This is a genomic window from Streptomyces bottropensis ATCC 25435 (genome assembly GCF_000383595.1).
In the GTDB taxonomy this organism is placed as follows: domain Bacteria; phylum Actinomycetota; class Actinomycetes; order Streptomycetales; family Streptomycetaceae; genus Streptomyces; species Streptomyces bottropensis.
The window spans coordinates 7,973,551-7,997,856 of sequence record NZ_KB911581.1 but is presented as its reverse complement, the minus strand read 5'-3'; the positions used below and the strand labels follow the sequence as shown (position 1 = coordinate 7,997,856).

Genomic DNA, 24,306 nt, shown 5'->3' with positions numbered 1-24,306 from the left:
GGAGTCGGGGAACCCTGAGCACCGTAGGGCCCCGGCATCGGCGGCCCGTCCACGCGACCGGGCGGCGCGCGTCGGTGTCCCCCGTTCGCGGTAACGTGAGGCCTCTATGAACGCCAAGCCCGACGCGCAGCTCCCCGCCGTGTCCGTGATCATGCCCGTCCTCAACGAGGAGCGGCATCTGCGCGGAGCCGTCCAAGCGATCCTCGCGCAGGAGTACGCCGGCGAGACGGAGGTCGTGATCGCCCTCGGTCCGTCCACGGACCGCACGGACGAGATCGCCGCCGCGCTCGTGGCCGAGGACCCGCGCGTGCACACCGTCCCCAACCCCACCGGTCGTACGCCCGCCGCGCTCAACGCCGCGATCAAGGCCTCCCGCCACCCGATCGTGGTCCGTGTCGACGGCCACGGCATCCTCTCGCCGAACTACATCGCCACCGCCGTACGGCTCCTGGAGGAGACCGGCGCGCAGAACGTCGGCGGCATCATGCACGCCGAGGGCGAGAACGACTGGGAGCACGCGGTCGCCGCCGCCATGACCTCGAAGATCGGCGTCGGCAACGCGGCCTTCCACACGGGCGGCCAGGCCGGTCCCGCGGAGACGGTCTATCTGGGGGTCTTCCGGCGCGAGGCGCTGGAGCGGCAGGACGGCTACAACGTGGAGTTCGTCCGCGCCCAGGACTGGGAGCTGAACTTCCGCATCCGCGAGGCGGGTGGCCTCATCTGGTTCTCGCCCGAGCTGCGGGTGTCGTACCGGCCGCGGCCGAGCGTCAAGGCGCTCGCCAAGCAGTACAAGGACTACGGGCGCTGGCGGCACGTCGTCGCCCGCTACCACGAGGGCTCCATCAACCTGCGCTATCTCGCCCCGCCGACCGCGGTGTGCGCGATCGTGGCCGGTGTCCTGGTGGGTGCCCTGCTGACCCCGCTGGGCTTCCTGGTCCCCGGCGGCTATCTCGCCGCGATCGTCGCCGGGTCGGTCCCGGCGGGCAGGGGGCTGCCGCTCAAGGCCCGGCTCCAGATCCCGGTCGCCCTCGCCACCATGCACATGTCCTGGGGCTTCGGCTTCCTCACCAGCCCCAAGTCCCTGGCGCGCAAGGTCATCGCCTCCCGCCGCCCGGCGGTGCTCGCCGAGAGCTGAGCACGAAGGACGTACGCCTCGGGCCCCTCCCGTTCGCGAGAGGGGCCCGAGGCGTGTGCGGGACCTACCAGCTGAAGGCCGGGTTGACCTCCATGCAGGCGTCCGTCTTCGCCCCGTTCAGCGCGTCCGCCGACTTCGGCGTCCGGTCGTCCGCCTTCGCGGCCTTGTACGTCGTGCCCTCGCGCCAGTCGGCGCCGACGAGCAGTGTGACTCCGCTGACCTCGGTGGACTTCTCCACCTGTGTCAGCGGGATGCCGAGGGCCTTGGCGACCGCCTGGGCGTCGCCCTCCAGCTCGGCGCTCGGATAGCGCACGACCGTCTTGTCCTCGACGACCGCGGTGGTCGAGTCGGACGTGGACTTGGCGAAGCCCTCCTCGACGAGCAGCTGCGACACCGTGTGCGCGCGGCCACTGACCGGCGCGAGGGTGGAGGTCATGGTGCCGTTGCGCACCAGCACGCCGATCTCGTCCTCGGCCGCCGCCGGGTCGTCGGAGCCGGCCTCCTCGACGGCCGCCTTCTTCTTGTCCTTGCCGTCCAGGGCGATGTCCTCCCGCACCAGCCGGAACAGCTTCTCCGCGTCGCCCTCCTTCGGCACGACGCGCGCGCCGACGTACGTGAACGGCATCGTCGTCATCGTGATCCGGGCCGGCTCGACCTTGCGCAGCTCCGTGCTGAGGTCGTAGAGCGCGGCGACGTCACCGAGGCCCTCGTCGACGGTGAGGGACTCGGTGGCCTCCTCGGCGAGCTTGCGCAGCTTGTTCGGGTTGCTGATCGTGGCGTTCGCGCGCAGCTCGCGGACCATCGAGTTCATGTACTGGTGCTGGGCCTTGGCCCGCGCGATGTCGCTGCCGTCCTCGAAGCCGTACCGGGTGCGCAGCCACTGCAGGGCCTGCTTGCCCTTGACGTACGTGATGCCCTTCTCCAGCTTCAGCCCGGAGCCGTGGCCCTGGCTGTCCTTGGACTCGATGTTGGCGGTCACGCACACCGGCACACCACCGATCGCGTCGGCCATCGACACCACACCGGAGAAGTCGACCATCATGAAGTGGTCGATACGGATGCCGGTCAGCTTCTCCCAGGTGGCGACCGTGCAGCCGGGACCGCCGCGCTCCAGCGACTGGTTGGTCATCGTGTAGGTGAGCGCCCCGTACACCTCGCCGCTGTCCGGGTCGGTGCACTTGGGGATGTCGAGCAGGGTGTCGCGGGGCATGCTGACGACCGACATGTTGCTGCGGTCCGCGGACAGGTGCAGGAGCATCTGCACGTCGGCCAGCGGCGGGCCGTCGAAGGTGTCCCGGGCGCCGCCGAGCTTCTGGTTCTCCGCGGTGTCCCGCGCGTCCGAGCCGATGAGCAGGATGTTCAGCGGGGTCTGGCCGGCCGCGTTCGGCGTCGGCTCGGCGATCTTCGTCTCGCCGAGGTTCAGCTTCTCCTTCTTGATGTTGCCGTTGAGGTGCTGGTAGTAGAGATAACCGGCACCCGCGGTGCCGAGTATCACCACCGCCAGGATCGTCGCCGACCAGCGCAGCACCCGTCTGCGCCGGGGCTTCGCGGCGGTCTTCGCGCGCCCCCGGCCCCCACCGCCCCCGGCGCGCCGGTTCCCCCGGCGCTGCTCGGGGACCTTGACGTCCGCGTCACCGCCCGAGCCGGAGACACCGTCGTCCGAGCCGGACGCACCGTCGTCCGAGCCGGACGCACCGTCGTCCGAGCCGGACGCGTCGCCCCGCGGCTCCAGGTCCCCCTCCTGCTCGCCGGGTTCCTCGACACGCGGCTGCCCCCCGTCCCCGCGCACGTCACTGCGTACCATCTCCCTGCCCCTCCCCACCCTGCCGTGACGGGGCCGCCCCCGCCGCCTGTTGGACTGTCGAGACCCCGACTGGGATGTACTCATGTTCTGTTGAACGCGTCATACGTTCCGACCGGACGACATGCGGACACGGGTCGGTACGGCGGCACCGGCCGCCCACGGCATCACGAGACATCAGAACCGACCGGCCGGACGCGTTCCCGCGCCCGCCCGGTGAGTCACCGACGTTCTTCTCGACTGTTCGCGTCGTACTAGACGCGCCATGGCCCCGTCAGGTCATCAACTGGCGCACTTTTCCTTGTCCGCGGTGTTCTTCTCGACGTCCAGGTCCGCCGCCGACGTCGCTTTCAGCGGCACCCCGGCTCCCTTGAAGTCCTCGCCGAGGGTCAGCACCATCGAGGGCAGTCCCTGGGCGTTGGTCTCGCTGTTGCCCTTGCCGGGCTTCAGCGCGGACGCGGACAGACCCATGAGGTCGGCCAGCTTGCGCGCCTGGTCGGCCTGGCCGGGGTCGTACGCGAGGGTCGTCTTCTTCAACGTCTCGTCGGCGTTGCCGAGCTGGCTCGACTTGGTCACGCCGACATCATTCTGCAGCCAGCTGAGAGTGGCCTGTGCGCTGCCGGCCTCGGCACCGCCGTTGTAGACGCTGACCCGGACCTCGGAGGCGTCGGCGCGCGTGCCCTTGAGCTTCGCGGCCTCCTTCTCCTTGGCCTGCTTCTTCACCTCGGTGAGCGAGACGTCGTCCCGGATCGTCGAGAACAGTTGCTCGGCCTTGCCCGGTTTGGGCAGCACGGTCGCGCCGTCGGTGTTGTCGATGACCGGCACGGTGGTGAAGGTGATGTTCTTCGTCTTCACCTTGCCGACCTCCTGGCCGAGCGAGGCCAGCTTCTTGATGTCGGTGATCTTGGAGTCGACGGACAGGGCGCTGGTGGCGGCCTCGGCGAGGTCCACCACCTTCGTCGGGTCGGTGAGCGTGTCCTGCGACTTCATCTGGCGGATCATCGAGCTGAGGAACTGCTGCTGCAGCTCGATCCGGCTCAGGTCGCTGCCGAGGCCCACGCTGTAGCGGGTGCGCAGGAACGCCAGCGCCTGCTCGCCCTGGATGGTGTGCTTGCCGGCGCTGAGGTCCAGCTTGGACTTGGAGTCCTTGATGTCCTTCGCCAGACAGACCTCGACACCGCCGATGGCCGTGGAGAGCGTCTTCACCGCGTTGAAGTCGGCCACCATGAAGTGGTCGGGCTTGATCCCGGTCAGCTCGGTGACCGTGCGCATGGTGCAGCTCGGGGTACGGCCGTCCTGACCGAGGCTCGTGTTGAACCGGACGTTGGGCGTGCCCTGAATGTCCTTGGTCGAGCCGTCCTCCTGCTCGGTCGGGCACACCGGGATGTCCACGATCATGTCGCGCGGGATGCTCATCGCGGTCGCGTTCGTCCGGTCCTTGGAGACGTGCAGCAGGATCGTGGTGTCGGCGTGGCCGACGCTCTCCCTGTCGCCGTAGCTCTCGTTGCCCGCGCCCGTGCGCTTGTCCGTGCCGATCACCAGCAGGTTGATCGCCCGGTCCTTGCTGAAGCCGCCGGTGCTCGCCCCGTCGTCCGAGATCTTCTGGATGTTGTTGTTGAGGTGCTGGTAGTAGAGGTAGGCCGCGCCGCTCACGCCGACCAGCACGAAGGCGAGCGTGCCGCCCGTCCACACCAGGATCCGCTTGCCCGTCGACTTCCTGGGCTTGGCCTTGGACTTGCCCCGGCCGCTCCGGCGGCCCGGCAGCGGGTCCTCCTCGGGCGTGCCCCGCCGGCGCCGGGGTCCCGGCAGCGTGTCGGGGATCTCCCGGGTGTCCGTGGCCGCCGACGCGGACCGCGTCGAGGCGCTCGCCGTCGCCCTGGCCCCCGCCGCGGCGGGAGCGGCCCTGCGCGGCCTCGGTACCGCCGACTGCGGTGCGGAAGGACTCAGTCGCAGTTCGTATTCACCGGTGCTCGGGTTGAGTACCCACTGATCTGCGGGGTCGATGTCGTCCGCCCGCCCACGGCCTTGCGCGTCCACGGTTGTCTGATTCCTCCGTCGGGGCCACGCGGCGCCTTCCCCCTCAAAGGACGCTCGGGTCTCGATACAACTGGTGTGTGGCCGAGAAGGCCTGACACACCGGATCGCTCACACTAGCCGCACGATCAGGCGTCAAGCGACGGCGGTGACAAATTGCACGTCCCTACAACTGGGCAATCTGCCCATTTCCTAGAGCATTTGTTCCTGGTGTTGACGCGCGCTTTACCTGCGGAACCCCTTCGGGGTCACGCGCAGTCCTCCTCCGCGGCCGTACTTCCGCGGAAAGTCGGCATCGGATCCGGTGTCCCGGAGAGGCTTCCCGAAAGCTGTTCCGTATGCCCTTCCCGCTTCCCGCCCGGCAGTTCCCGGGCGATCGCCAGGGGTTCGTCCGTACGCAGTCGTGCGAAAAGTCTCTGTGCCGCCGGTTCGACGAGCTCATCCCGATTGGCGTCGTACGCATACGACTTCCTGGGAACGGTCAGGAATTGCACCTTTTCCATGGGAATCGTGCGCAGGCCGCGCACAAGGTCGTAGAGCCCGCGCAGACTCGCGAGCCCGGGATCCGTGGTGAGCGAGGACGTGGCCGCGTCCAGGACCGGATAGAGCTTCACCGGATTCAGCAGGACCTCGTTGCCGCGCACCTTCGCGGCCAGCGCCGCGAGGAAGCGCTGCTGCCGGTCCATTCGTTCCGTGTCGCTTCCGTCCCCCAGCGACTTGCGGGCCCGCACGTATCCCAGCGCCTGTTCCCCGCTGAGCTTCACCCGGCCCGCGGGCAGCCGCAGATCGGCCTGTTTGTCGTGAATGGGTGCGGCGAGGCACACCTCGACCCCGTCGACGGCGTCGACCATCTTCTTGAAGCCGCTGAAGTCCACGACGACGTGGTGGTCGATCCGGATATCGGTCATCCGCTCGACCGTCCGGATGGTGCAGGCCGAACCACCCGCCTGGAACGCGTAGTTGAACGGGGTGAAGGCCGGTTCCGTACGACGTCCGTCCGCGCGCCGGCAGCTCGGCACCTCCACCATCAGGTCCCGCGGCAGCGACACCGCGGTCGCGCTCCGCCGGTCGGCCGCGAGATGCAGCAGGATCGTGGTGTCCGACCGCTCGGTCCCCGAGTCCCGCCCGTACTCGCCGTTGCCGTTGCCCGCCCGTGAGTCCGACCCGATCACGAGGATGTTCTGCGCGCCCCGCACGAGCGCCGTCGGCCGCTCCTTCTCGTACCGCGCCAGCTCGTCCGCCGCCGTCCGGTCCGACGTGATGTTCCCGTCGAGCTTCCGGTACGCCGCCCACCCCACCCCCACGGCCCCGACGATCACCAGCCCCGCCCCACCGGCCACCCACCGCACCCACCGCCGCCGACGCCGCGCCCCGGCCCCGGTGGGCGTGCCCCCCGCACCGGGCCCCAGCCCCACCACCTTGCCTCCGACGTCGTCCACTTCCGGCCACCCCTCACGGCGTACGAGCGAGTCGCTGCTCCTACGACGATGGCCCCCGAGAAGCCCCGGGGGCGGCCGGGACTAGGCCGAACGGGGGAGGGGTGCTCCGGGGGCGACTGGGGGAAGGGGCGTGTTTCGCGGGGGTGAGGGGGGAGGGGCGGGTGCCAGGGGCCGGGCTGCCCTACGGGGCCGAGCGGCAGCCGTGCCCCAAAGGGGCGCGGGGAACTGCGCGAGCAACCACAGTGATCCCGCAGCCGCCCGACCACCCCCACCGCACTGCGCCCCCCGGCCACCCGGCCCCCGGCCCCCGCCACGCGTCACCGCGCGGTCGAAGTGACCCGCTCACTCTCGATCCGCTTGGCCAGCGCATCCTCGTCCAACGCCCCAAGATGCCGGCACAACACCACGGACCCCCCACTCGCGAGCGGCCCGTACAACCCCGCGGACAGCCCCTCCCACGTGTCGTACCCCAGCCCCGACAACAACCGTGACCCGGGCCCCGTCAGCCCGAGCCCCCCTGCCTCCGCCCGAGCCCGCTCCACGACCTCCGCCCCACTGAACTCCCGCCCCGCCACGACCAACGCCGTCTCCTCGGGATCCACCGGCGCGTACGCCACGAACCGATCCCCCTGCGACGGCACCTCCACGGCATAGTCGGCGAAGCCGTCCGGCACCTGCGCGAACCGCCCCCCGAGCGGCCGCAGCGCGAGAGCGACCCGCTCCCCGGAGCACGCCCGAGCCGCGTCCAGCGTGTCCGGCCCGCTCACCACGAGGTCCGCCGCCCCCGGATCCCCACCGACCTCGGCGACCACCCCCACCGACGAACACGCCAACAGCCACACCGCCGTCTGCCAGTGCGCCGGCAGCAGCAGCGCGACCCGGTCACCCGGCTCCGCGGACAACTCGCCCTGCAGAAGATTCGCGGTCTTGGCCACCCAATTGGCGAAGGTGGCCACGGACAATTCGACCCGCTCGCCCGTGGCGTCGTCGTAGAAGGTCACCAGGGGGCGCGCGGGATCCGCGGCCAGCGCGGATCGCAGCAGGTCGGCAGGGGTGCGGTCGGTGGCGTTCACCCGCGTAAGCGTACGTGCGGCCCCGCCCGTCCGCGGCCCCGGGCGGACCGGAATCGCCACCGGTTCGGCGGAGCACGGCCGACGGCCCGTCAATTCCGCGATGGACAGATATGTATGACTATGTTCAGGATCGGACGCATGCGTAGATCACGATTCCTCGCGTCCTCGATCGGCGTCACCTGCGCGGCGGCACTCGCTCTCCCGGCGGCAATCCCGGCGACGGCATCCGCGGCGACCCCGACGGACTCGTCCTCCACGGCGACCCTGACCCCGGCGCGGACCCCGGCCCGGGCCGCCCCGCTCGCGCCCGCGTCCGGCAGCACCCAGTCCCTCCCCCTCCTCCCCCTCGGCGCGGACCGGCACCTCGGCCCGGCCGCCGCCGAACAGGGCCTCGGCAAGCGGGACGTACGGTCCTTCTCCCTGGTCGGTGTCGTCTGGGACGACCCGGACACCGAACTCCAGGGCCGCGTCCAGGTCCGCACCCGCGCCAGGGACACCGACCGCTGGTCCGGCTGGCAGGACGTGGAGACGCACAACCACGAGCACGCCGCCGACCCGGACACCGCCGAGCGCGACTCGGGCCGCGTGCGCGGCTCCACCGCCCCGCTGTGGGTCGGCGACTCCGACGGCGTCGAGGTGCGCGTGCGCGCCGAGACCCAGGGCCGTACGACCGCTCCGGGCGTCCAGACGCTCCCGGACGGCCTACGTCTCGAACTGGTCGACCCCGGCTCCGGCACCCTGGAGGGCGCCGCGGGGCCGAGCGCCGTGCACGCGGCCGACCCCCCGCCCGTCGGCACCCCCGTGGACGCGCCGCGGCTGGGCACCCTGACCGCCGAGTCGGCCGCCGCCTCCGCCGTCAACGCCGACCTCGCGCCGCTCGGCGCCACCTCGATCCCGGCGCTGTCGCGCAAGGAGACGGAGGAGCGGCTGGCGAACGTGGTGCCCGGGGTGAAGCCGTTCATCGGACCGCGCCCCCGCATCGTCACACGAGCCGGCTGGGGCGCCGACGAGAAGCTGCGCGAGCGCGACTTCCGCTACACCACGCGGGTCAGCGCGGCCTTCGTGCACCACACGGCGTCGGGCAACAACTACAAGTGCGCGCAGGCCCCTTCCGTCATCCGCAGTATCTACCGCTACCACGTCGTGAGCAGCGGCTGGCGGGACATCGGCTACAACTTCCTCGTCGACAAGTGCGGAAACATCTACGAGGGACGCGCGGGTGGTGTCGCGAAGGCCGTCATGGGGGCGCACACCCTCGGCTTCAACACGAACAGCATGGGTGTCGCGGTCATCGGCAGCTACGGCACCACCAAGCCGCCCGCGGTGGCGGTGAAGGGAATCGCGCAACTAACCGCCTGGAAACTCGGTCTTTACGGAGCGAACCCCAAGGGCAAGACCTATCTCACTTCGGGTGGTGGCAATCTCTACGCAAAAGGTAAGAAGGTACTACTGCACGTGATCTCCGGCCACCGTGACGGGTTCGCGACCGAGTGCCCGGGGGGGCGCCTTTACGGAAAGCTCGGTACGGCCCGCACGGACGCCGCCCGCTATCAAGGCCGATAGCGGGGCGGCGGCAGGGCGAGGGGAAATGCGGGGTGCGAGCCCCGATCGGAATCCGGTGACCCGCCGGGGGTACCCCGGACCCGACACGCAGCACGACCCGAGGGCGCGCACGCCGCGCCCTCGACCGACTTCACCGCCGACGCGCCTCACCGCACGTCGACGGGCCCACCACCGCACGGCCGCGAAGGCGCCATGGAACGGTCTGCATAGACTGGCCGGTCGAATGACAGTTCGGCCGGTCCCGGCAGGAAGCAGAGACGACAGGTGACAGAAGCGATCCTCCTGGTCGGCGGCAGAGGCACCCGGCTGCGTCCGCTCACGGTGCACACTCCCAAGCCCATGGTCCCGGCGGCCGGAGTCCCCTTCCTCACCCACCAGTTGGCGAGAGCCAGAGCCGCGGGCGTCGACCACATAGTTCTCGCCACCTCCTATCTGGCCGAGGTCTTCGAACCCCACTTCGGCGACGGCTCCGCCCTCGGCCTCCACCTGGAGTACGTCACGGAGGAGGAACCCCTGGGTACGGGCGGCGCCATCCGCAACGCCGCCTCGCACCTCCACTCCGGTCCCGAGGACCCGGTCCTCGTCTTCAACGGCGACATCCTCACCGGCCTCGACATCCGCCGCCTGGTCGCCACCCACGAGAGGACCGGCGCGGACGTCTCCCTCCACCTGACCCAGGTGACCGACCCGCGCGCCTACGGCCTCGTCCCCACCGACGAGACGGGCAAGGTCCTCGCCTTCCTCGAAAAGCCCCAGACCCCCGAGGAGATCGTCACCGACCAGATCAACGCGGGGGCGTACGTCTTCCGCCGCTCGGTCATCGACACGATCCCGGCGGGCCGTCCGGTCTCGGTGGAACGCGAGACGTTCCCGGACCTGCTGGCGGCGGGCGCCCATCTGCAGGGCATGGTCGACTCGACGTACTGGCTGGACCTCGGCACCCCCGCGGCCTTCGTCCGCGGCTCGGCGGACCTCGTCCTCGGCCGCGCCCCGTCCCCCGCCGTCCCCGGCCGCTGCGGCGACCGCCTCGTCCTGCCCACCGCCCGGGTCGCGGGCGACGCCAAGCTGACCGGCGGCACGGTGGTGGGCGAGGGCGCGTTCGTCGGCGAGGGCGCCCGCGTCTTCGGCAGCACGGTCCTGGCCGGCGCGGTCGTCGAACCCGGCGCGGTCATCACCGACTCCCTCATCGGCGCCCGCGCCCGCATCGGCGAACGCTCCATCCTCACCGGCGCCGTCATCGGCGACGGCGCGATCATCGGCGCCGACAACGAACTGCGCACAGGAGTCCGAGTCTGGTGCGACGCCCAGATCCCCACGGGGGCGCTCCGCTTCTCGTCGGACCAGTGAGTGCCGGACGACTCCGACCGTGGGCCCGGTGCGCGACGAGACCCATCGGGCGGGCACATGGGGGGCGAAGGGAGTCGAAGGGGCGCAGCACCTGAAACTACAGGCGCCCGATATCCCCCCGCGGCATCCGCGGCGCCCGCCGAGCCGGCCCCCGCCCGGACAACAGAATCAACCGAGCTGCCCGATGCCGCTGCCCCGCATACGGCTCCAACAACGACAGCATCACCGAGTCGTCCGCATCCCGGTCCCCCGCCAGCACGAACCCCACGATCCCCGGCAGATGCAGATCTCCCACGGTCACCTCATCCGCCGCCCCATGACTGCGCTGCACCGTCTCCGCCGAGGTCCACGGCCCGATCCCCGGCACCAACTCCCACCGAGCCCGCGCCTCCACCGGCGACATCCCCACGGCCTCCTCCAGCCGCCCCGCCACCCGCACCGCCCGCAGAATCGTCGACGCCCGCTTGTCGTCGACCCCGGCCCGATGCCACTCCCAGGACGGAATCAACGCCCACTCCCGGACCGAGGGCATCACGAACATCCCCGGAGGCACGGGCCCCGGCGCCGGCTCCCCGAACTTCCGTACGAGCAACCGCCACGCCCGATACGCCTCGTCCGTCGTGACCTTCTGCTCCAGCACCGACGGGATCAACGACTCCAGCACCAGCCCGGTCCGCGTCAGCCGCAACCCCGGCCGCCGCCGCCAGGCCATCGCGACGACCCGGTGCCGGGGCACGAAGGTGTCCGGCTCGTCCGACGCCCCGAGCAGCGACGGCACCCGGTCGAGCAGCCACTCGCCCCCGGGCCCCCACGCCTCCGCCTCGACGGCCCCGCCCCGCACGGCGACCCGCAGCGTCCCGGCCCCCACCGGCGTCCGGCTCGTCCGCCACACGGACCCGTCCGGCACGGCCCGGAAGGTCGGGTCCTGGGGCCCCCTACGCAGCGGTCCCAGCACGAGCCCCAGGTCGAGCGGCCCCTCCGGCACCCAGGTCCGCCGCTTCCCCGCCGCCACGGCCTGCCGAGGCACCCCACCGGGCACGGCGACATGCCCACCCCGCACGGTCGTACGGGTGGGCCGCTGAGGAAAACGTCCGGCCACAAGAAGGTCCTAGTCAGAGATGCGGTGCCCTATGAGCCTAGAGGGCCCGCACGTTTCGAGGGGCGCGGCGAACTGCGCGATCAGTCACGACGCACCCGCACCCGCCCACTGACCGAAATCACCCCGAACGGCAGGCGCACAGTCCCTCACCTCACCGCACCTCGACAAAAGCCTCCGCATCCCTCTCGGCCCGCGCCGCAGGCGCGACGGCCGCATGCCCCACGGCCACCGCCCCCATCGGGTCCCACCCCTGCGGCAGCCCCAGAACCTCCCGCACGACATCCCGGCAGAACATCGTGGACGACACCCAGGCGGAGCCCAGCCGCTCCCCGGCCAGCGCGACGAGGAAGTTCTGCACCCCGGCGCCGGCCGCGACGACGAACATCTCCCGCTCGGCCGCGTCCCGCCGCGCGTCCCCGTAGGAGTGCGACCCGTCCATCACCAGACACGGCACCACCAGATACGGCGCGTGGCGCAGCACGTCCCCGCGCCGCACCCGCTTCGCGACGGACTCCTCGCTCTTGCCGTCCCGCCGCAGGTCCGCGATCCACGCGTCCCGCATGGCGTCGAGCAGCCGCACCCGCGACTCCTCGGACTCCAGCAGCACGAACCGCCACGGAGTCGTGTGGTGCGGCGCCGGCGCGGTCACCGCCGCGGCCACGGCCCGCCGCACCGCCCCGGGATCGACCGGCTCGTCCGTGAACGCCCGGACCGTACGCCGCTGCGTCACCGCCAGCCGTACGGCCTCGGAGGTGCCGAGCCGGAACATGTCGTCCCGAGCGCCCCGCACCAGGGCCCGCGTCCCCTCGCCGTCGTCCTCGGCCACCACGTGCCCCAGGCCGCGGACGACGGCGACGGGCAGCCCGGCGGCCTTGCCCTTCACCAGATCGCCGGCGCCGGCCAGCTCGTCGGCGGTGGCGACGACGGTGGCGCTCAGCGGATTGCCGTGCGCGTCGGTGCCGCCCCGCAGGTCGTCGAGGACGCGCACACCGGCCGCGCCGATGGCGACATCCGTCAGCCCGCTGCGCCAGGGCCGCCCGAAGGTGTCGGTGACGACGACCCCGACCTCGACGCCGAGCGCGTCCCGGACGCCGTCCCGGATCGCCCGCGCGGAGGCGTCGGGGTCCTCGGGCAGCAACAGCACGGTCCCGGCGGGGGTGTTGGAGGCGTCGACCCCGGCGGCGGCCATGACCAGCCCCTGCCGGTTCTCCACGATCCGCAACGCCCCGCGCCGCGCGACCACCCGTACGGTCTCGGCGTCGATCGCGGCCTCGCGGTCGACGGCCTCGACGACGCGCCCCTCCGCCTTGGACACGATCTTCGAGGTGACGAGCAGCACGTCCCCGTCGGCCAGCCCCGGCTCGGCCGCGGCGATCAGCTTGGCGAGGTCGTCCCCCTCCCGCACCTCGGGGATGCCGTCCAGGGCCCAGACCCGGTATCCGGCGCCGGGCGTCGCCCCGCTCCGCTCGCTCACGCTCCCCGTACCTCCTCCGCGAGTGCCAGCGCCTCGCGGGCCATCTCCGCCGTCGCGTCCAGGTCGGTCATCATCAGCGGCACGGCCCGGCACCGGATCCCGGCGCTCTCCACGCGCTCGACGACGCCCGCGTCGACCGTGTCGACGAGCCAGCCGTCCAGCAGCCCCGAGCCGTAGTGCTCGGCCACGGCCGCGGCCGTGGACTCCACGCCGACGGCGGCGAGGACCTTGTCGGCCATACCGCGCACGGGCGCGTCGCCGACGATGGGGGAGAGGCCCACGACCGGCACCCCGGCCTCCGCGATCGCCTCCCGGATACCGGGCACGGCGAGGATGGTGCCGATGGAGACCACCGGGTTGGACGGCGGGAAGAGGATCACGTCCGCCTCGGCGAGCGCCTCCAGGACCCCGGGCGCCGGCTTCGCCTGCTCGGCCCCGACCGGCACGATCGCCTCGGCCGGCACGGAGGCCCGCAGCCGCACCCAGTACTCCTGGAAGTGGATCGCCCTGCGCTCGCCGGACCCCGCGGCCGAGTCGCTGTCGGGCACCGCGACGGCGACATGGGTCTCGACGCGGTCGTCGGTCATCGGGATGAGCCGCACCCCCGGCTTCCACCGGTCGCACAGCGCCTCGGTGACGGCGCTCAGCGGATACCCGGCGCTGATCATCTGCGTCCGCACGATGTGCGTGGCGAAGTCCCGGTCACCGAGCCCGAACCACTCCGGCCCGACGCCGTACGCCGCGAGCTCCTCCTTGAGGTGGAAGGTCTCGTCGGCCCGGCCCCAGCCCTGCTCCTCGTCGATGCCGCCGCCGAGCGTGTACATCACCGTGTCGAGGTCCGGGCAGACCTTCAGCCCGAAGAGGTGGATGTCGTCCCCCGTGTTGCCGACGACCGTGATGTCCGCGTCCGGCGCGGCCCGCTTCAGACCGCGCAGGAACCGGGCACCACCGATGCCGCCTGCCAGAACCACAATGCGCATGGGAGCAGTCTCGCAGGCGGGTCGGACATCGGGTCGCCCGCCCGCGACCACGGCCGGTTTCCGGCGTCCGCGCTCACGCCGTGACGGCCGCCGTCGCCGCCGCGCAGGTCTTCGGGTGCATCGGCATGTCCGTCAGGCCCGGGTAGTAGACGTGCAGACTGACGGCCGGTTCCAGCGTGTCGTTGACGACCTCGTGCGCGTAACCCGGCGCGAACACCCTCCCCCACTCTCGGCCTCGTTCGAGCGGGGAGACCCCCGCCGCGCCCGCGCCGAGCACGCGCGTGCCCCGGTCGGTGTGCTCGGTCAGCGTGCCGTCGAGCACCGTCAGTACGCCGGAGGAGCCCCCGTGGTCGTGCAGCCCGGTGCCCTGCCCCGGCAGCCACGACAGCAGCCACACCTCGTAGCCGGGACCGGTCAGCAGCCGGTGGTACCAGCGTGTGGTGGCGTCGTACTCGACGAGGTGCTCCCACCGGGAGCGGTCCTCGGCGAGCGAGCGGGCCAGCCCGGCGAACTCGGCCACGGTGACCGGGTGTTGGCGCGGCGCCTGGAGGAGGTGCGGTACTTCGAGAAGGTCGCCGGCGATCTGGAGGTCGCTGTCGCTGTTCATGAAGTGGGGAGGTCCTCGACGGAGTGCGTGGGGGAAGGCGGGGTGTCACCTGCCGTCCGCGTGGGTCGCGGACGGGGCGGGTGCCCGGTCTCCGGGCGAAAGGGGGCAGCGGCCGAGCCGGGACGGGCTCAGTGGCAGCCGGAGCGCGTGAGGCTCAACAGCCGGGACAGCAACAGCTACAGCGACAGCGAGCAGCACCGAGGGACCCGGCGGAGCGGGTCGAGGTGAGTGCCAAGTTCGCGAGCATGCCCACCAGCACAGCGGTTCACACCTCCGCTGTCAACTTCCCGTCCGGTATGTGGATGCCGATTCACCTCTTTCGGTGCATCCGCGCGGTGAAAGGTTTGTGCCCCGGGTGTCGGGGAGACATGGCGTCCAACCGGGCAAGCCGTCGGCACGTGCGCGTGGAGGGTCGTGGGTGCGTCCGGAGCGAGTCGGCTCGAACGAGTCGGAACGAGATCGAACTCCTGGGCGTCTCTTCCCGTAAGGGAGGGAGACCCCCCTCCGGAACTCCCGCCTGTCGTCGGGCTGCTGTCAGGTTTATGCCGATTTGAACACTTTCCGCATAGCCTTGGTTCCGCAGAGTGAATAAGGGGCTCAATAGCAGATCTCGGCTTGACTCGCCCGTAGCAGCACACTTGTAATTTCACTCGTGTCGTTCAGCCGAAATCGGTAACGGCCGCACGACGGGGACGCGAAAGACGGACGAGGGGCGCACATGACCGAGCTCGTGCAGCAACTGCTGGTCGACGACGCGGACGAAGAACTCGGCTGGCAGGAGCGCGCGCTGTGCGCCCAGACCGATCCCGAGTCCTTCTTCCCCGAGAAGGGCGGCTCGACCCGTGAGGCCAAGAAGGTCTGCCTCGCCTGCGAGGTCCGCTCCGAATGCCTTGAGTACGCCCTCGCCAACGACGAGCGGTTCGGTATCTGGGGCGGCCTGTCGGAGCGCGAGCGCCGCCGCCTGAAGAAGGCGGCCGTCTGACCCGTCCCGGAGCACCTGACCCGTCCCGGAACAGTCGAACAGCGATAACCGAACATGTACGGCCCGTCGCACGTGGGTTGTCCACAGGCGGCGGGCCGCCGTGCTGCTCAGCCGTTAGTGTGGGCCCTCGTCCGAGACGTCCCGCTGTCCCCGCCGGACACAGACGTCCACCGCAGTCCATCGAACCGGGGCCCGTACCTCGATGTCCGTGCACAGCCACACCTCAGCTCACCAGGACGCCGCTCCTGAGTTCCCACGTCATGTGGTGACCGCGGTCCTCGTCGCGCACGACGGCGCCCGCTGGCTGCCCGACGCGCTCGCCGGACTGCTCGGCCAGGAGCGCCCCGTCCAGAGCGCCATGGCGGCCGACACCGGCAGCGCGGACGAATCCGCCCAGCTCCTCTCCGACGCCCTCGGCGCCGACCGCGTCCTGCACCTCGCCCGACGCACCGGTTTCGGCCAGGCCGTCGAGGAGGCCAACCGCACCGCGGGCGTCCTCACCCAGGACGACCTGGCGTACCTCAGGCGACCCAGCGGCTGGGACCCGGTGACCCGCAGCTGGCGCGACGACGCGTACGACTTGCCGGAGCTCCCCCACGGAGAACCGGTCCAGTGGCTGTGGCTGCTGCACGACGACTGCGCCCCCGAGCCCGACGCCCTCGCCCAGCTGCTGCGCGTCGTGGAGAACGAACACGAACTGGGCCGCGACGACGTCGCCGTCGTCGGCCCCAAGCTGCGCGGCTGGTACGACCGCCGACAGCTCCTGGAGGTCGGCGTCACCATCGCCGACTCGGGCCGCCGCTGGACCGGCCTGGACCGCCGCGAGCAGGACCAGGGCCAGCACGACCACGTCAAGCCCAGCCTCGCCGTGTCCACCGCCGGCATGCTGATCCGCCGCGACGTCTTCGAGGAACTGGGCGGCTTCGACCGCCGCCTGCCCCTCATGCGTGACGACATCGACCTGTGCTGGCGCGCGACCACCGCCGGGCACCGCGTCCTCGTCGCCCCCGAAGCCGTCGTACGGCACGCCGAGGCGGCCTCGCGCGAGCGCCGCACCGTCGACTGCGTGGGCCGCAGCGCCGCCTCCCCGCACATGGTCGACAAGGCCGGCGCGGTCTACACCCTCCTCGTCAACTCCCGTACGGCCCAGCTGCCCTGGGTGCTGCTGCGCATCGTCCTCGGCACCCTGCTCAGGACCGTCGCCTACCTCGTCGGCAAGGTCCCCGGACAGGCCGTCGACGAGATCCGCGGTCTGCTGAGCACGCTGCTGCGCCCCGAGCGGATCATCGCCGGGCGGCGCAGACGAGGCCGTTCGCAGCTCGACAAGGGCGAGCTGCGCCCGCTGTTCCCGCCCCCCGGCGCGACCGTCCGGGCCACCGTCGAACAGGTCGCGGGCGACCTGTTCGGCAACGCCGACGCCGAGACCACCCAGGCCGGACGGCACGGCGGCGCGGTCGAGTCCGGACCCGGTGACGACGACGCCGACTTCCTGCAGGTCGAGCAGTTCGCCCGGCTCAAGCGCGTCGCGCGCGCACCCGGGCCCGTGCTCTTCGCCCTGCTGCTGCTCGCCTCGCTGGCCGCCTGCCGTGAGCTGCTCGGCGGCGGCGCGCTCGCGGGCGGCACCCTGCTGCCCGCCCCCGCCGACTCCGCCGCGCTGTGGTCGCGCTACCTGGACGGCTGGCATCCGGTCGGCGCGGGCGGCGCCGAGGCCGCGCCGCCGTATCTGGCGATCGTGGCCATGCTCGGCTCCCTGCTGTTCGGCTCCGCCGAACTCGCGGTCACCGTGCTCCTCGTGGCCTCCGTGCCCCTGGCCGGCTTCACCGCCTACTTCGCCTCCCGCTCCCTGGTCGAGTCCCGGCTGCTGCGGGCCTGGGCGGCCGTCGTGTACGCCTTCCTGCCCGCCGTCACCGGCGCGCTCGCCACCGGCCGCATCGGCACCGCCGTCCTCGCGGTCCTGCTGCCCCTCGTCGCCCGCGCGGGCGCCGCGGCCGGCGGCCTCACCAACCGCACGGGCGCGCGCGGCAGCTGGCGTGCCACCTGGGCGTACGCGCTGCTGCTGACGATCACCACGGCGTTCACCCCTGTTGTCTGGCCCCTCGCGCTGCTCCTCGGCCTCGGGGTCCTCGTCGTGCGCCGCCGCGAGATCACCGCCTACGGCCCTCGCTTCGTCGCCCAGCTGGGCACCCCGCTGCTGATGCTCGCCCCCTGGTCGCTGACGCTGCTGCCGTTCGGCTTCTTCGAGGAGGCCGGTCTGGAGTACGGCGGGAGCTCGGCCTCGGCGACCGATCTGCTCGGCATCAGCCCCGGCGGACCCGGCACGGTCGGCGGGCTGACCCTCATCGGCGTCGTCCTCGCGGCGCTGGCCGCCCTGCTGCGCACGGAGCGCGGGCCGGCGATCCGGACCGCATGGACAGCCGCCCTGGTGGCCCTTGTCCTCGCGGTCCTCTCGAACGGCTCCACCTGGGCCGGACCCTCGACCCTCGTCTACGGCATCGCCCTCCTCGCCGCCGCCGTGCTCGGCGCGGACGGCGCCCGCCACCGCGTGGCCGAACAGAGCTTCGGCTGGCGGCAGCCGGTGGCCGTGCTCATCGCGCTGGCCGCCGCCGTCGGCCCGCTGCTGGCCGCCGCCGGCTGGGTGCTCGGCGGCGCCGACGGCCCCGTGGAGCGCCGGGACCCCGTCCAGGTGCCCGCGTTCGTCGCCGAGGAGAGCGGCACCCGAGACCAGGCCCGCACGCTGGTCCTCGACAGCGACTCCACCGCCGAGGTCGGCTACACCCTGGTCCGCGGCTCCGGCGTCCGCCTCGGCGACGCCGAACTCACGGCCGCCGCGGGGGAGAACAAGCAGCTCGACAAGGTCGTCGCCAACCTCGTGGCGGGCTCCGGCGCCGACCAGAGCGACGAACTCGGCGGCTTCGCCGTGCGCTACGTCCTCGTCCGCCCCGGCTCCCCCCGCGAGGTCAGCCGCGTCCTGGACGCCACCCCCGGCCTGAGCCGCCTCAGCCAGCAGGACGGCAGCGCCCTGTGGCGGGTGGACCGCCAGGTCGCCCGTGTCACCGTCGAGGCCGCCTCCGGCACCCCGAAGGCGGTCGCCGCGGGCCCCGTCGAGGTGCACACCACCCTCCCGGCCGGCGGCTCGGGCCGCGTCCTGCGCCTCGCCGACACCGCCGACGAGTCCTGGACCGCCACCCTCGACGGCAAGCCGCTCACCCCGACCACGGTCGACGGCTGGGCCCAGGGCTTCCAGCTGCCCGTGGACGGCGGCAGGCTGGACGTCACCTTCGACGCACCCGTCAGCCACACCGGCCGGCTGTGGGCCCAGGGCGCGCTCGCCCTCGTCCTCGTGGTCCTCGCCCTGCCGGGCCGCCGCCGGGACGTCGACGACGACCTCCCCGACGAGCCCGTCGCCGTACCCGCCCAGGACGTCACCGGCGACGGCCGCCGCGCCCGCCGCCTGCGCGCCCAGGCCGAGGCCGAGGCCGACGCCGAGGCCGCACAGTCCACCGGCCTCGGCCTGCCCGCCCCTCCGGAGGAGGCGCCGGTCGCCGCCCCCGTCCCGCAGCAGCAGCCTCATGGGGCGTGGGAAACGCCGACCCACGCGGGCGCGGGCGCCGGGTACGGCCAGTACGACCAGCAGTACCAGAGCGCCCAGCAGCAGTACCCGGCGGGCACGTACGACCAGCAGCAGTACCAGGCCGACCCCTACCAGGGCGGCCAGTACGACCCGTACGCCACCTACGGGGGCACCACGGGCTCGTACGACCAGACGTACACCCAGGGCTACGACGCGACGTACGACCCGTCGCACGGCACCGGCGCCGACAGTGAGCGCCCCGACGGGAGCCAGCAGTGAACCGCCAGACCCTGTCCCTGATCGCCGGCGCGACCGCCCTCGCCGCCGTCACCGGCTTCGCCGTGCTCAGCGCCCCCGACACCTCCGGCGGCGGGACCACCGCGAAGGCGGCCGCCCAACTGCCTGTGCAGCGCACGAGCCTGCTCTGCCCCCAGCCGAGCACCTCGGATCTGGCGGAGACCGCGTACACGTCCTTCACCCCCGTCACCAAGGGCACCGGCGGTGAGGGCGGCGCCGAACTCGTCGCGGCGGGCGGGCAGTCGACGGACCCCGGCAAGGGGGACGGGAGCGACAAGGGAGGAGAGGGCGACAAGGGCAAGGCCGCCAAGCCCGTCGTCGAGGCCAAGGAGCCCGGCAAGCCCGTCACCGGCAGCACCGACGGCGGCGACTCCCCCGCGCTGATCGGCACGGCCGAGGGGAGATTCGCACCCGGCTGGACGGTCCAGGAGACCACCGAGGTCGCCGCCGGCACCGGCCGCGGTCTGCTCGGCGTCAACTGCACCGCCCCGGACACGGAGTTCTGGTTCCCGGGCGCCAGCACGGCCGCGGGGCGCACCGACTACGTCCACCTCGTCAACCCGGACGACTCGGCGGCCGTCGTCGACATCGAGCTGTACGGCAAGAACGGCGCCCTGAAGTCGACGGTGGGGGACGGCATCACGGTCCAGCCCCGCGCCGCCGAGCCGGTCCTGCTGTCGACGCTCGCCACGGCGAAGGAGGCGGACCTCACGGTCCACGTCAGCGTCCGCAGTGGCCGGGTCGCCGCCGCGGTCCAGGCCCTCGACGACAAGCTGGGCGGCGACTGGCTCGCCTCGGCGGCCGACCCGGCCGGCAGCCTGGTCCTCCCCGGCATTCCGAAGGACGCGACCTCCGTGACCCTCGTCGCCTTCACCCCGGGCGACACCGACGCCGACCTCAAGCTCCGCCTCGCCTCGCCGGGCGGCCCGATCACCCCGGCCGGCAACGAGACACTGCACGTCAAGGCGGGCATGACCGCCTCCGCCGATCTGGGTGACATCACCCGGGGCGAGGACGGCTCCCTCTTCCTCACCCCCACCGGTCGGCCGGTCCCGGTGGTGGCCGCGCTCCGCGTCGTCCGCGGCAAGGGCGACAACCAGGAGACGGCCTTCATCCCGGCGACCCGCTCGGTCGGCGCGCGCGCCACGGTCACCGACAACCGCGCCAAGGGCACGACCCTCGCCCTCACCGCCCCGACCGGCACGGCGAAGGTCAAGGTCACCGCGTCCGCCGGCAGCGGCGGCGGCGAGGCCACGACCAAGACCTTCACGATCAAGGCAGGCACCACCCAGCACGTCGACATGCCCGCCCCCACCGGCCTCAAGGGCACCTACGCCCTCACGGTCGAGCCGGTCTCCGGCGGCCCCGTCTACGCCTCCCGCACCCTCGCGTCCAAGCTGGACACGATCCCCGCCTTCACGATCCAGACCCTCCCGGACGACCGGGGAACAGTGGCAGTCCCGAAGGCCGGACAGGACCTGTCGATCCTGCAGAGGTAGCTGCCGGGCCAGGGGCACGAGGAACCGCGCGAGAGCCCCCACCGAACCGTCGGATGGGGGTCGAAGGGGCGCAGCCCCTGGGGGACGGGACGGGCAGGGGTGGCGGGGGCGAACCCCCAGGCACACCCCTCCGCGTCAGTCCTCCCCGTACCGAGGATCCACCGTCTCCGGATTCAGCCCCAGCAGCTCCGCCACCTGCTCCACCACGACCTCATGCACCAGCGCGGCCCGCTCATCGCGCCCCTTGGTGCGGATCTCCACCGGCCGCCGGTAGATCACCACCCGGGCCGGCCGCCCCTCCCGCGCCGCGACGGTCCCCCCGAGCGGCACGGCCTCGTCGTTCCAGGCCCCGTCCCCCGGCCCGTCGAGCCGAGGCACCTCCAGCACGAGAAAGTCGATGTCCGCCAGCTGCGGCAACCGCCGCTCCAGCCGCTCCACGGAGTCCTGCACCAGATCCGCGAACACATCCGCGCGACTCGCCGCGAGCGGTACCTGGGGCGGCGCGATGGGCCCGCGCATCCCCCGGCCGTGCCGATCTCGGCGGCGGGGCCCGGGTGCGGAGGCGGCGCGGGGCGGTACGAGGTTGTCCATCACCTGTGAAGCGTAATCCCCGAGGGGCCCGCCCGCCCGGCTCCACGCCCCCGCCGCCACCCCGGACCCGCACCCCCGGCCCGCCGCTGACCTGCCACGGCCGACCCGGCAGGTCCAACCGGCTCGCCGCGCGACGGCGCGATGAGGGGTGTCGGCCGTGTCGGAGGATGACCATTCCAGCCAACGTCGGGCTCGATTCCGTACCCCTGCGAGACTGTTGATCTCGCGCCAATTGGCATGGTTCATACGCATACTTGACCGAATTACGTGCCGTTCGGCATCCCGGACGAGGGGTTACTCGCAGGTCACGGCACCGGGTTCGGAGGGGTGTGTGGGGCGTTTCACAGCACGACACGGTGGAGTGACCTGGTGGAGAGTCGTCGCGGCCCGCTCAAGAGTGCGGTACCGTCCAACGTCGTGAGCCCTGTACGTCGCTGTTCGCGCACCGCTTGCGGCCGCCCCGCCGTCGCGACGCTGACGTACGTCTACGCCGACTCGACCGCGGTCCTCGGCCCGCTCGCCACCTACGCCGAACCCCACTGCTACGACCTGTGCGCCGAGCACTCCGAGCGCCTCACCGCGCCGCGCGGCTGGGAGGTCGTACGGCTGCTGGACGCCTCGGCCCCCGCGCGCCCCAGCGGTGACGATCTGGAAGCCCTCGCCAACGCCGTGCGCGAGGCGGCCCGTCCGCAGCAGCGCACCGCGGAGGCCGGCGGCGGTGCCCGCACGGCGGACCCCATGGAGGTCGCCCGCCGCGGCCACCTCCGGGTACTGCGCTCTCCCGACAACTGAGCACCGCCTTCTCCGACGGCCGACGGCCGACGGCCGACAACCGGCGCCCTGAGCCGGGCCGTTGGCGGTCCCGGAGGCGCTCGTCGAGTGGCCGCCCTCCCCCGTCTCCGCACCGCCCCGTCGTCTTCCGCGCCGTACAGCCGGGCGTTCCAGGAGGTCACACATCCCGCCGCCGGCACAGGCGGGTAGTTTGGGCAGCCGCTGAGGACTTTGGAGGATGTGGCCGTGGCTGCTGATCTGTCGACGATCGTGAAGGCGTACGACGTGCGCGGGGTGGTCCCGGACCAGTGGGACGAGACCCTGGCCGAACTCTTCGGGGCGGCCTTCGCACGGGTGACCGGAGCGGACGCCATCGTGACCGGCCACGACATGCGGCCCTCCTCACCCGGCCTGTCGCGTGCCTTCGCGCGGGGGGCGGCGGCGCTCGGGGTCGACGTGACCGAGATCGGCCTCTGCTCGACGGACCAGCTGTACTACGCGTCCGGCGCGCTGAACCTGCCCGGCGCGATGTTCACGGCCTCCCACAACCCCGCCCGGTACAACGGCATCAAGCTGTGCCGCGCGGGCGCCGCCCCCGTCGGCCAGGACACCGGCCTCGTCGAGATCCGCGAACTGGTGGAGGACTGGAGCGAGTCGGGCGCGCCGGCACCGGCCGCCACACGGGGCACGATCACCCGGCGGGACACGCTGGAGGACTACGCGGCCCACCTGCTCGGCCTCGTCGACCTGACCTCCGTCCGCCCGCTGAAGGTGGTCGTCGACGCGGGCAACGGCATGGGCGGCCACACCGTCCCCACGGTCTTCGCCGGCCTGCCCCTCGACCTCGTCCCGATGTACTTCGAGCTGGACGGCACGTTCCCCAACCACGAGGCCAACCCCCTCGACCCGGCCAACATCGTCGACCTGCAGCAGCGGGTCCGCGAGGAGGGCGCCGACCTCGGTATCGCCTTCGACGGCGACGCCGACCGCTGCTTCGTCGTCGACGAGCAGGGCCGTCCCGTCCCGCCCTCCGCGATCACCGCCCTGGTCGCCGCCCGCGAACTCGCCAGGCACGGCGGCAAGGGCACGGTCATCCACAACCTGATCACCTCCTGGTCCGTCCCGGAGGTGGTGCGCGAGCACGGCGGCACGCCGGTACGCACCCGTGTCGGCCACTCCTTCATCAAGGCCGAGATGGCCAGAACCGGCGCGATCTTCGGCGGCGAGCACTCCGCCCACTACTACTTCGCCGACTTCTGGAACGCCGACACGGGCATGCTGGCCGCCCTCCACGTCCTCGCCGCCCTCGGCGGCCAGGACGGCCCGCTCTCCGGCCTCGTCGCCCGGTACGACCGCTACGCCGGCTCCGGCGAGATCAACTCCACGGTCGCCGACCAGGCGGACCGCCTGGCCGCGGTGCGCTCCGCCTACGGGGAACGGGAGGACGTCACCCTCGACGACCTCGACGGCCTCACCGTCTCCTCGGCGGACTGGTGGTTCAACGTCCGCCCCTCCAACACGGAACCGCTGCTGAGGCTGAACGCGGAGGCGAGGGACGAGGCGACGATGGCGAAGATCCGCGACGACGTCCTGGGGATCATCAGGGCGTGAGCGCCGACCGGCGGGCCCCGCGCGTACAGGGCGCGTGGGGCGCGCGGGGCCGAAAGGGGCGCGGCCGCCGGCGCAGAGGACGGGGGAGACGGAACGCCTCCGGCCCCAACCCCGGCGCCGACCCCCGCACGGCGGTACTCTGACCAGGCCGCACCGCACGAATTCCGCCCCCGAAGGGACCCGACATGCCGCTCGAAGCCGGCCTCCTGGAGATCCTCGCCTGCCCGGCGTGCCACGCCCCCCTCACGGAGGAGGACACCGAGCTGACCTGCACGAGCCAGGACTGCGGCCTCGCCTACCCGATCCGGGACGGCATCCCCGTACTCCTCGTCGACGAGGCCCGCCGCCCCGCGTGACCCGCGCGATCAGGCTCTCGCGCAAGGCGTGACCCGCACGAGCCGGGAAACCCGGCGATCAGGCAACAAGGCGCAC

At 72.4% G+C, this 24,306-nt stretch carries 18 protein-coding genes; 9 read left to right on the top strand and 9 right to left on the bottom strand.

Annotated features, from left to right (window positions below; translation table 11 throughout):
* Positions 1-106 precede the first annotated feature (106 nt).
* Positions 107-1,135 (top strand): glycosyltransferase family 2 protein, encoded by a 1,029-nt coding sequence (locus tag STRBO_RS0135335; RefSeq protein ID WP_005485697.1) that lies wholly within the window; start codon positions 107-109, stop codon positions 1,133-1,135.
* A 64-nt stretch (positions 1,136-1,199) separates the two neighbouring features.
* On the opposite strand, the gene STRBO_RS0135330 is transcribed toward STRBO_RS0135335, so the two are convergent.
* From STRBO_RS0135330 to STRBO_RS0135315, 4 genes are all read right to left on the bottom strand, one after another.
* Complete coding sequence (locus STRBO_RS0135330) at positions 1,200-2,939, bottom strand: LCP family protein (protein ID WP_005485696.1); 1,740 nt, start codon at positions 2,937-2,939, stop codon at positions 1,200-1,202.
* Between the two features lie 279 nt (positions 2,940-3,218).
* Positions 3,219-4,973 (bottom strand): LCP family protein, encoded by a 1,755-nt coding sequence (locus STRBO_RS0135325; RefSeq protein ID WP_005485693.1) that lies wholly within the window; start codon positions 4,971-4,973, stop codon positions 3,219-3,221.
* Between the two features lie 245 nt (positions 4,974-5,218).
* Entirely contained in the window at positions 5,219-6,409 is a 1,191-nt protein-coding gene (locus tag STRBO_RS0135320) for an LCP family protein (RefSeq protein WP_005485691.1), read from the bottom strand.
* A gap of 317 nt (positions 6,410-6,726) precedes the next feature.
* On the bottom strand, positions 6,727-7,482 hold the full coding sequence (locus tag STRBO_RS0135315; RefSeq protein ID WP_005485690.1) for a TIGR03089 family protein: 756 nt from the start codon (positions 7,480-7,482) through the stop codon (positions 6,727-6,729).
* A 120-nt stretch (positions 7,483-7,602) separates the two neighbouring features.
* Here STRBO_RS0135315 and STRBO_RS0135310 point away from each other — a divergent pair, with 120 nt between their 5' ends.
* Positions 7,603-9,045, top strand: coding sequence for a peptidoglycan recognition protein family protein (locus tag STRBO_RS0135310; protein WP_020665658.1), 1,443 nt, complete (start codon positions 7,603-7,605; stop codon positions 9,043-9,045).
* Positions 9,046-9,309: 264 nt separating this feature from the next.
* Positions 9,310-10,392 carry a mannose-1-phosphate guanylyltransferase gene (gene manB / locus STRBO_RS0135305; protein WP_005485687.1) on the top strand — a complete coding sequence of 361 codons (1,083 nt, stop codon included), beginning with the start codon at positions 9,310-9,312 and terminating at the stop codon, positions 10,390-10,392.
* 97 nt (positions 10,393-10,489) lie between these two features.
* Here manB and STRBO_RS0135300 read toward each other — a convergent pair whose 3' ends face one another.
* The 4 genes from STRBO_RS0135300 to STRBO_RS0135285 form a co-directional block, all read right to left on the bottom strand.
* Positions 10,490-11,491 (bottom strand): DNA-3-methyladenine glycosylase family protein, encoded by a 1,002-nt coding sequence (locus STRBO_RS0135300; protein ID WP_005485684.1) that lies wholly within the window; start codon positions 11,489-11,491, stop codon positions 10,490-10,492.
* A gap of 151 nt (positions 11,492-11,642) precedes the next feature.
* Positions 11,643-12,965 carry a coenzyme F420-0:L-glutamate ligase gene (locus STRBO_RS0135295; protein ID WP_005485683.1) on the bottom strand — a complete coding sequence of 441 codons (1,323 nt, stop codon included), beginning with the start codon at positions 12,963-12,965 and terminating at the stop codon, positions 11,643-11,645.
* Positions 12,962-13,945: a 2-phospho-L-lactate transferase gene (gene cofD, locus STRBO_RS0135290; protein WP_020115591.1), complete on the bottom strand. Its 984-nt coding sequence runs from the start codon at positions 13,943-13,945 to the stop codon at positions 12,962-12,964. The genes STRBO_RS0135295 and cofD overlap by 4 nt, the downstream gene beginning before the upstream one ends.
* A gap of 73 nt (positions 13,946-14,018) precedes the next feature.
* Positions 14,019-14,552, bottom strand: coding sequence for a cysteine dioxygenase (locus STRBO_RS0135285; protein ID WP_005485680.1), 534 nt, complete (start codon positions 14,550-14,552; stop codon positions 14,019-14,021).
* Positions 14,553-15,270: 718 nt separating this feature from the next.
* On the opposite strand from STRBO_RS0135285, the gene STRBO_RS0135280 reads away from it, so the two are divergent.
* From STRBO_RS0135280 to STRBO_RS0135270, 3 genes are all read left to right on the top strand, one after another.
* Positions 15,271-15,534: a WhiB family transcriptional regulator gene (locus STRBO_RS0135280; RefSeq protein ID WP_003975777.1), complete on the top strand. Its 264-nt coding sequence runs from the start codon at positions 15,271-15,273 to the stop codon at positions 15,532-15,534.
* Positions 15,535-15,736: 202 nt separating this feature from the next.
* Positions 15,737-19,384: a glycosyltransferase family 2 protein gene (locus tag STRBO_RS0135275; RefSeq protein WP_086016373.1), complete on the top strand. Its 3,648-nt coding sequence runs from the start codon at positions 15,737-15,739 to the stop codon at positions 19,382-19,384.
* Positions 19,381-20,901, top strand: coding sequence for a DUF5719 family protein (locus STRBO_RS0135270; RefSeq protein WP_005485670.1), 1,521 nt, complete (start codon positions 19,381-19,383; stop codon positions 20,899-20,901). Before STRBO_RS0135275 ends, STRBO_RS0135270 begins: the two co-directional genes overlap by 4 nt.
* 135 nt (positions 20,902-21,036) lie before the next feature.
* Here the strand turns inward: STRBO_RS0135270 and STRBO_RS0135265 are convergent, their stop codons facing one another.
* Positions 21,037-21,492, bottom strand: a complete 456-nt coding sequence (locus tag STRBO_RS0135265; RefSeq protein ID WP_097251401.1) for a metallopeptidase family protein — start codon at positions 21,490-21,492, stop codon at positions 21,037-21,039.
* 369 nt (positions 21,493-21,861) lie between these two features.
* On the opposite strand from STRBO_RS0135265, the gene STRBO_RS0135260 reads away from it, so the two are divergent.
* From STRBO_RS0135260 to STRBO_RS42415, 3 genes are all read left to right on the top strand, one after another.
* Complete coding sequence (locus STRBO_RS0135260; protein WP_005485665.1) at positions 21,862-22,284, top strand: DUF3499 domain-containing protein; 423 nt, start codon at positions 21,862-21,864, stop codon at positions 22,282-22,284.
* A gap of 225 nt (positions 22,285-22,509) precedes the next feature.
* The gene (locus STRBO_RS0135255; RefSeq protein ID WP_005485664.1) at positions 22,510-23,874 is read left to right on the top strand and encodes a phosphomannomutase/phosphoglucomutase; all 1,365 of its coding nucleotides are present in this window, start codon (positions 22,510-22,512) and stop codon (positions 23,872-23,874) included.
* Positions 23,875-24,059: 185 nt separating this feature from the next.
* Complete coding sequence (locus tag STRBO_RS42415; RefSeq protein ID WP_005485663.1) at positions 24,060-24,230, top strand: Trm112 family protein; 171 nt, start codon at positions 24,060-24,062, stop codon at positions 24,228-24,230.
* Positions 24,231-24,306: the final 76 nt, after the last annotated feature.

Excerpts from the sequence above, each read along its gene's own strand:
- STRBO_RS0135335 (WP_005485697.1), top strand. The coding sequence starts at position 107 with ATGAACGCCAAGCCCGACGCGCAGCTCCCCGCCGTGTCCGTGATCATG.
- STRBO_RS0135330 (WP_005485696.1), bottom strand. The coding sequence starts at position 2,939 with ATGGTACGCAGTGACGTGCGCGGGGACGGGGGGCAGCCGCGTGTCGAG.
- STRBO_RS0135310 (WP_020665658.1), top strand. The coding sequence starts at position 7,603 with ATGTTCAGGATCGGACGCATGCGTAGATCACGATTCCTCGCGTCCTCG.
- cofD (WP_020115591.1), bottom strand. The coding sequence starts at position 13,945 with ATGCGCATTGTGGTTCTGGCAGGCGGCATCGGTGGTGCCCGGTTCCTG.
- STRBO_RS0135285 (WP_005485680.1), bottom strand. The coding sequence starts at position 14,552 with ATGAACAGCGACAGCGACCTCCAGATCGCCGGCGACCTTCTCGAAGTA.
- STRBO_RS0135280 (WP_003975777.1), top strand. The coding sequence starts at position 15,271 with ATGACCGAGCTCGTGCAGCAACTGCTGGTCGACGACGCGGACGAAGAA.
- STRBO_RS0135275 (WP_086016373.1), top strand. The coding sequence starts at position 15,737 with ATGTCCGTGCACAGCCACACCTCAGCTCACCAGGACGCCGCTCCTGAG.
- STRBO_RS0135265 (WP_097251401.1), bottom strand. The coding sequence starts at position 21,492 with ATGGACAACCTCGTACCGCCCCGCGCCGCCTCCGCACCCGGGCCCCGC.
- STRBO_RS42415 (WP_005485663.1), top strand. The coding sequence starts at position 24,060 with ATGCCGCTCGAAGCCGGCCTCCTGGAGATCCTCGCCTGCCCGGCGTGC.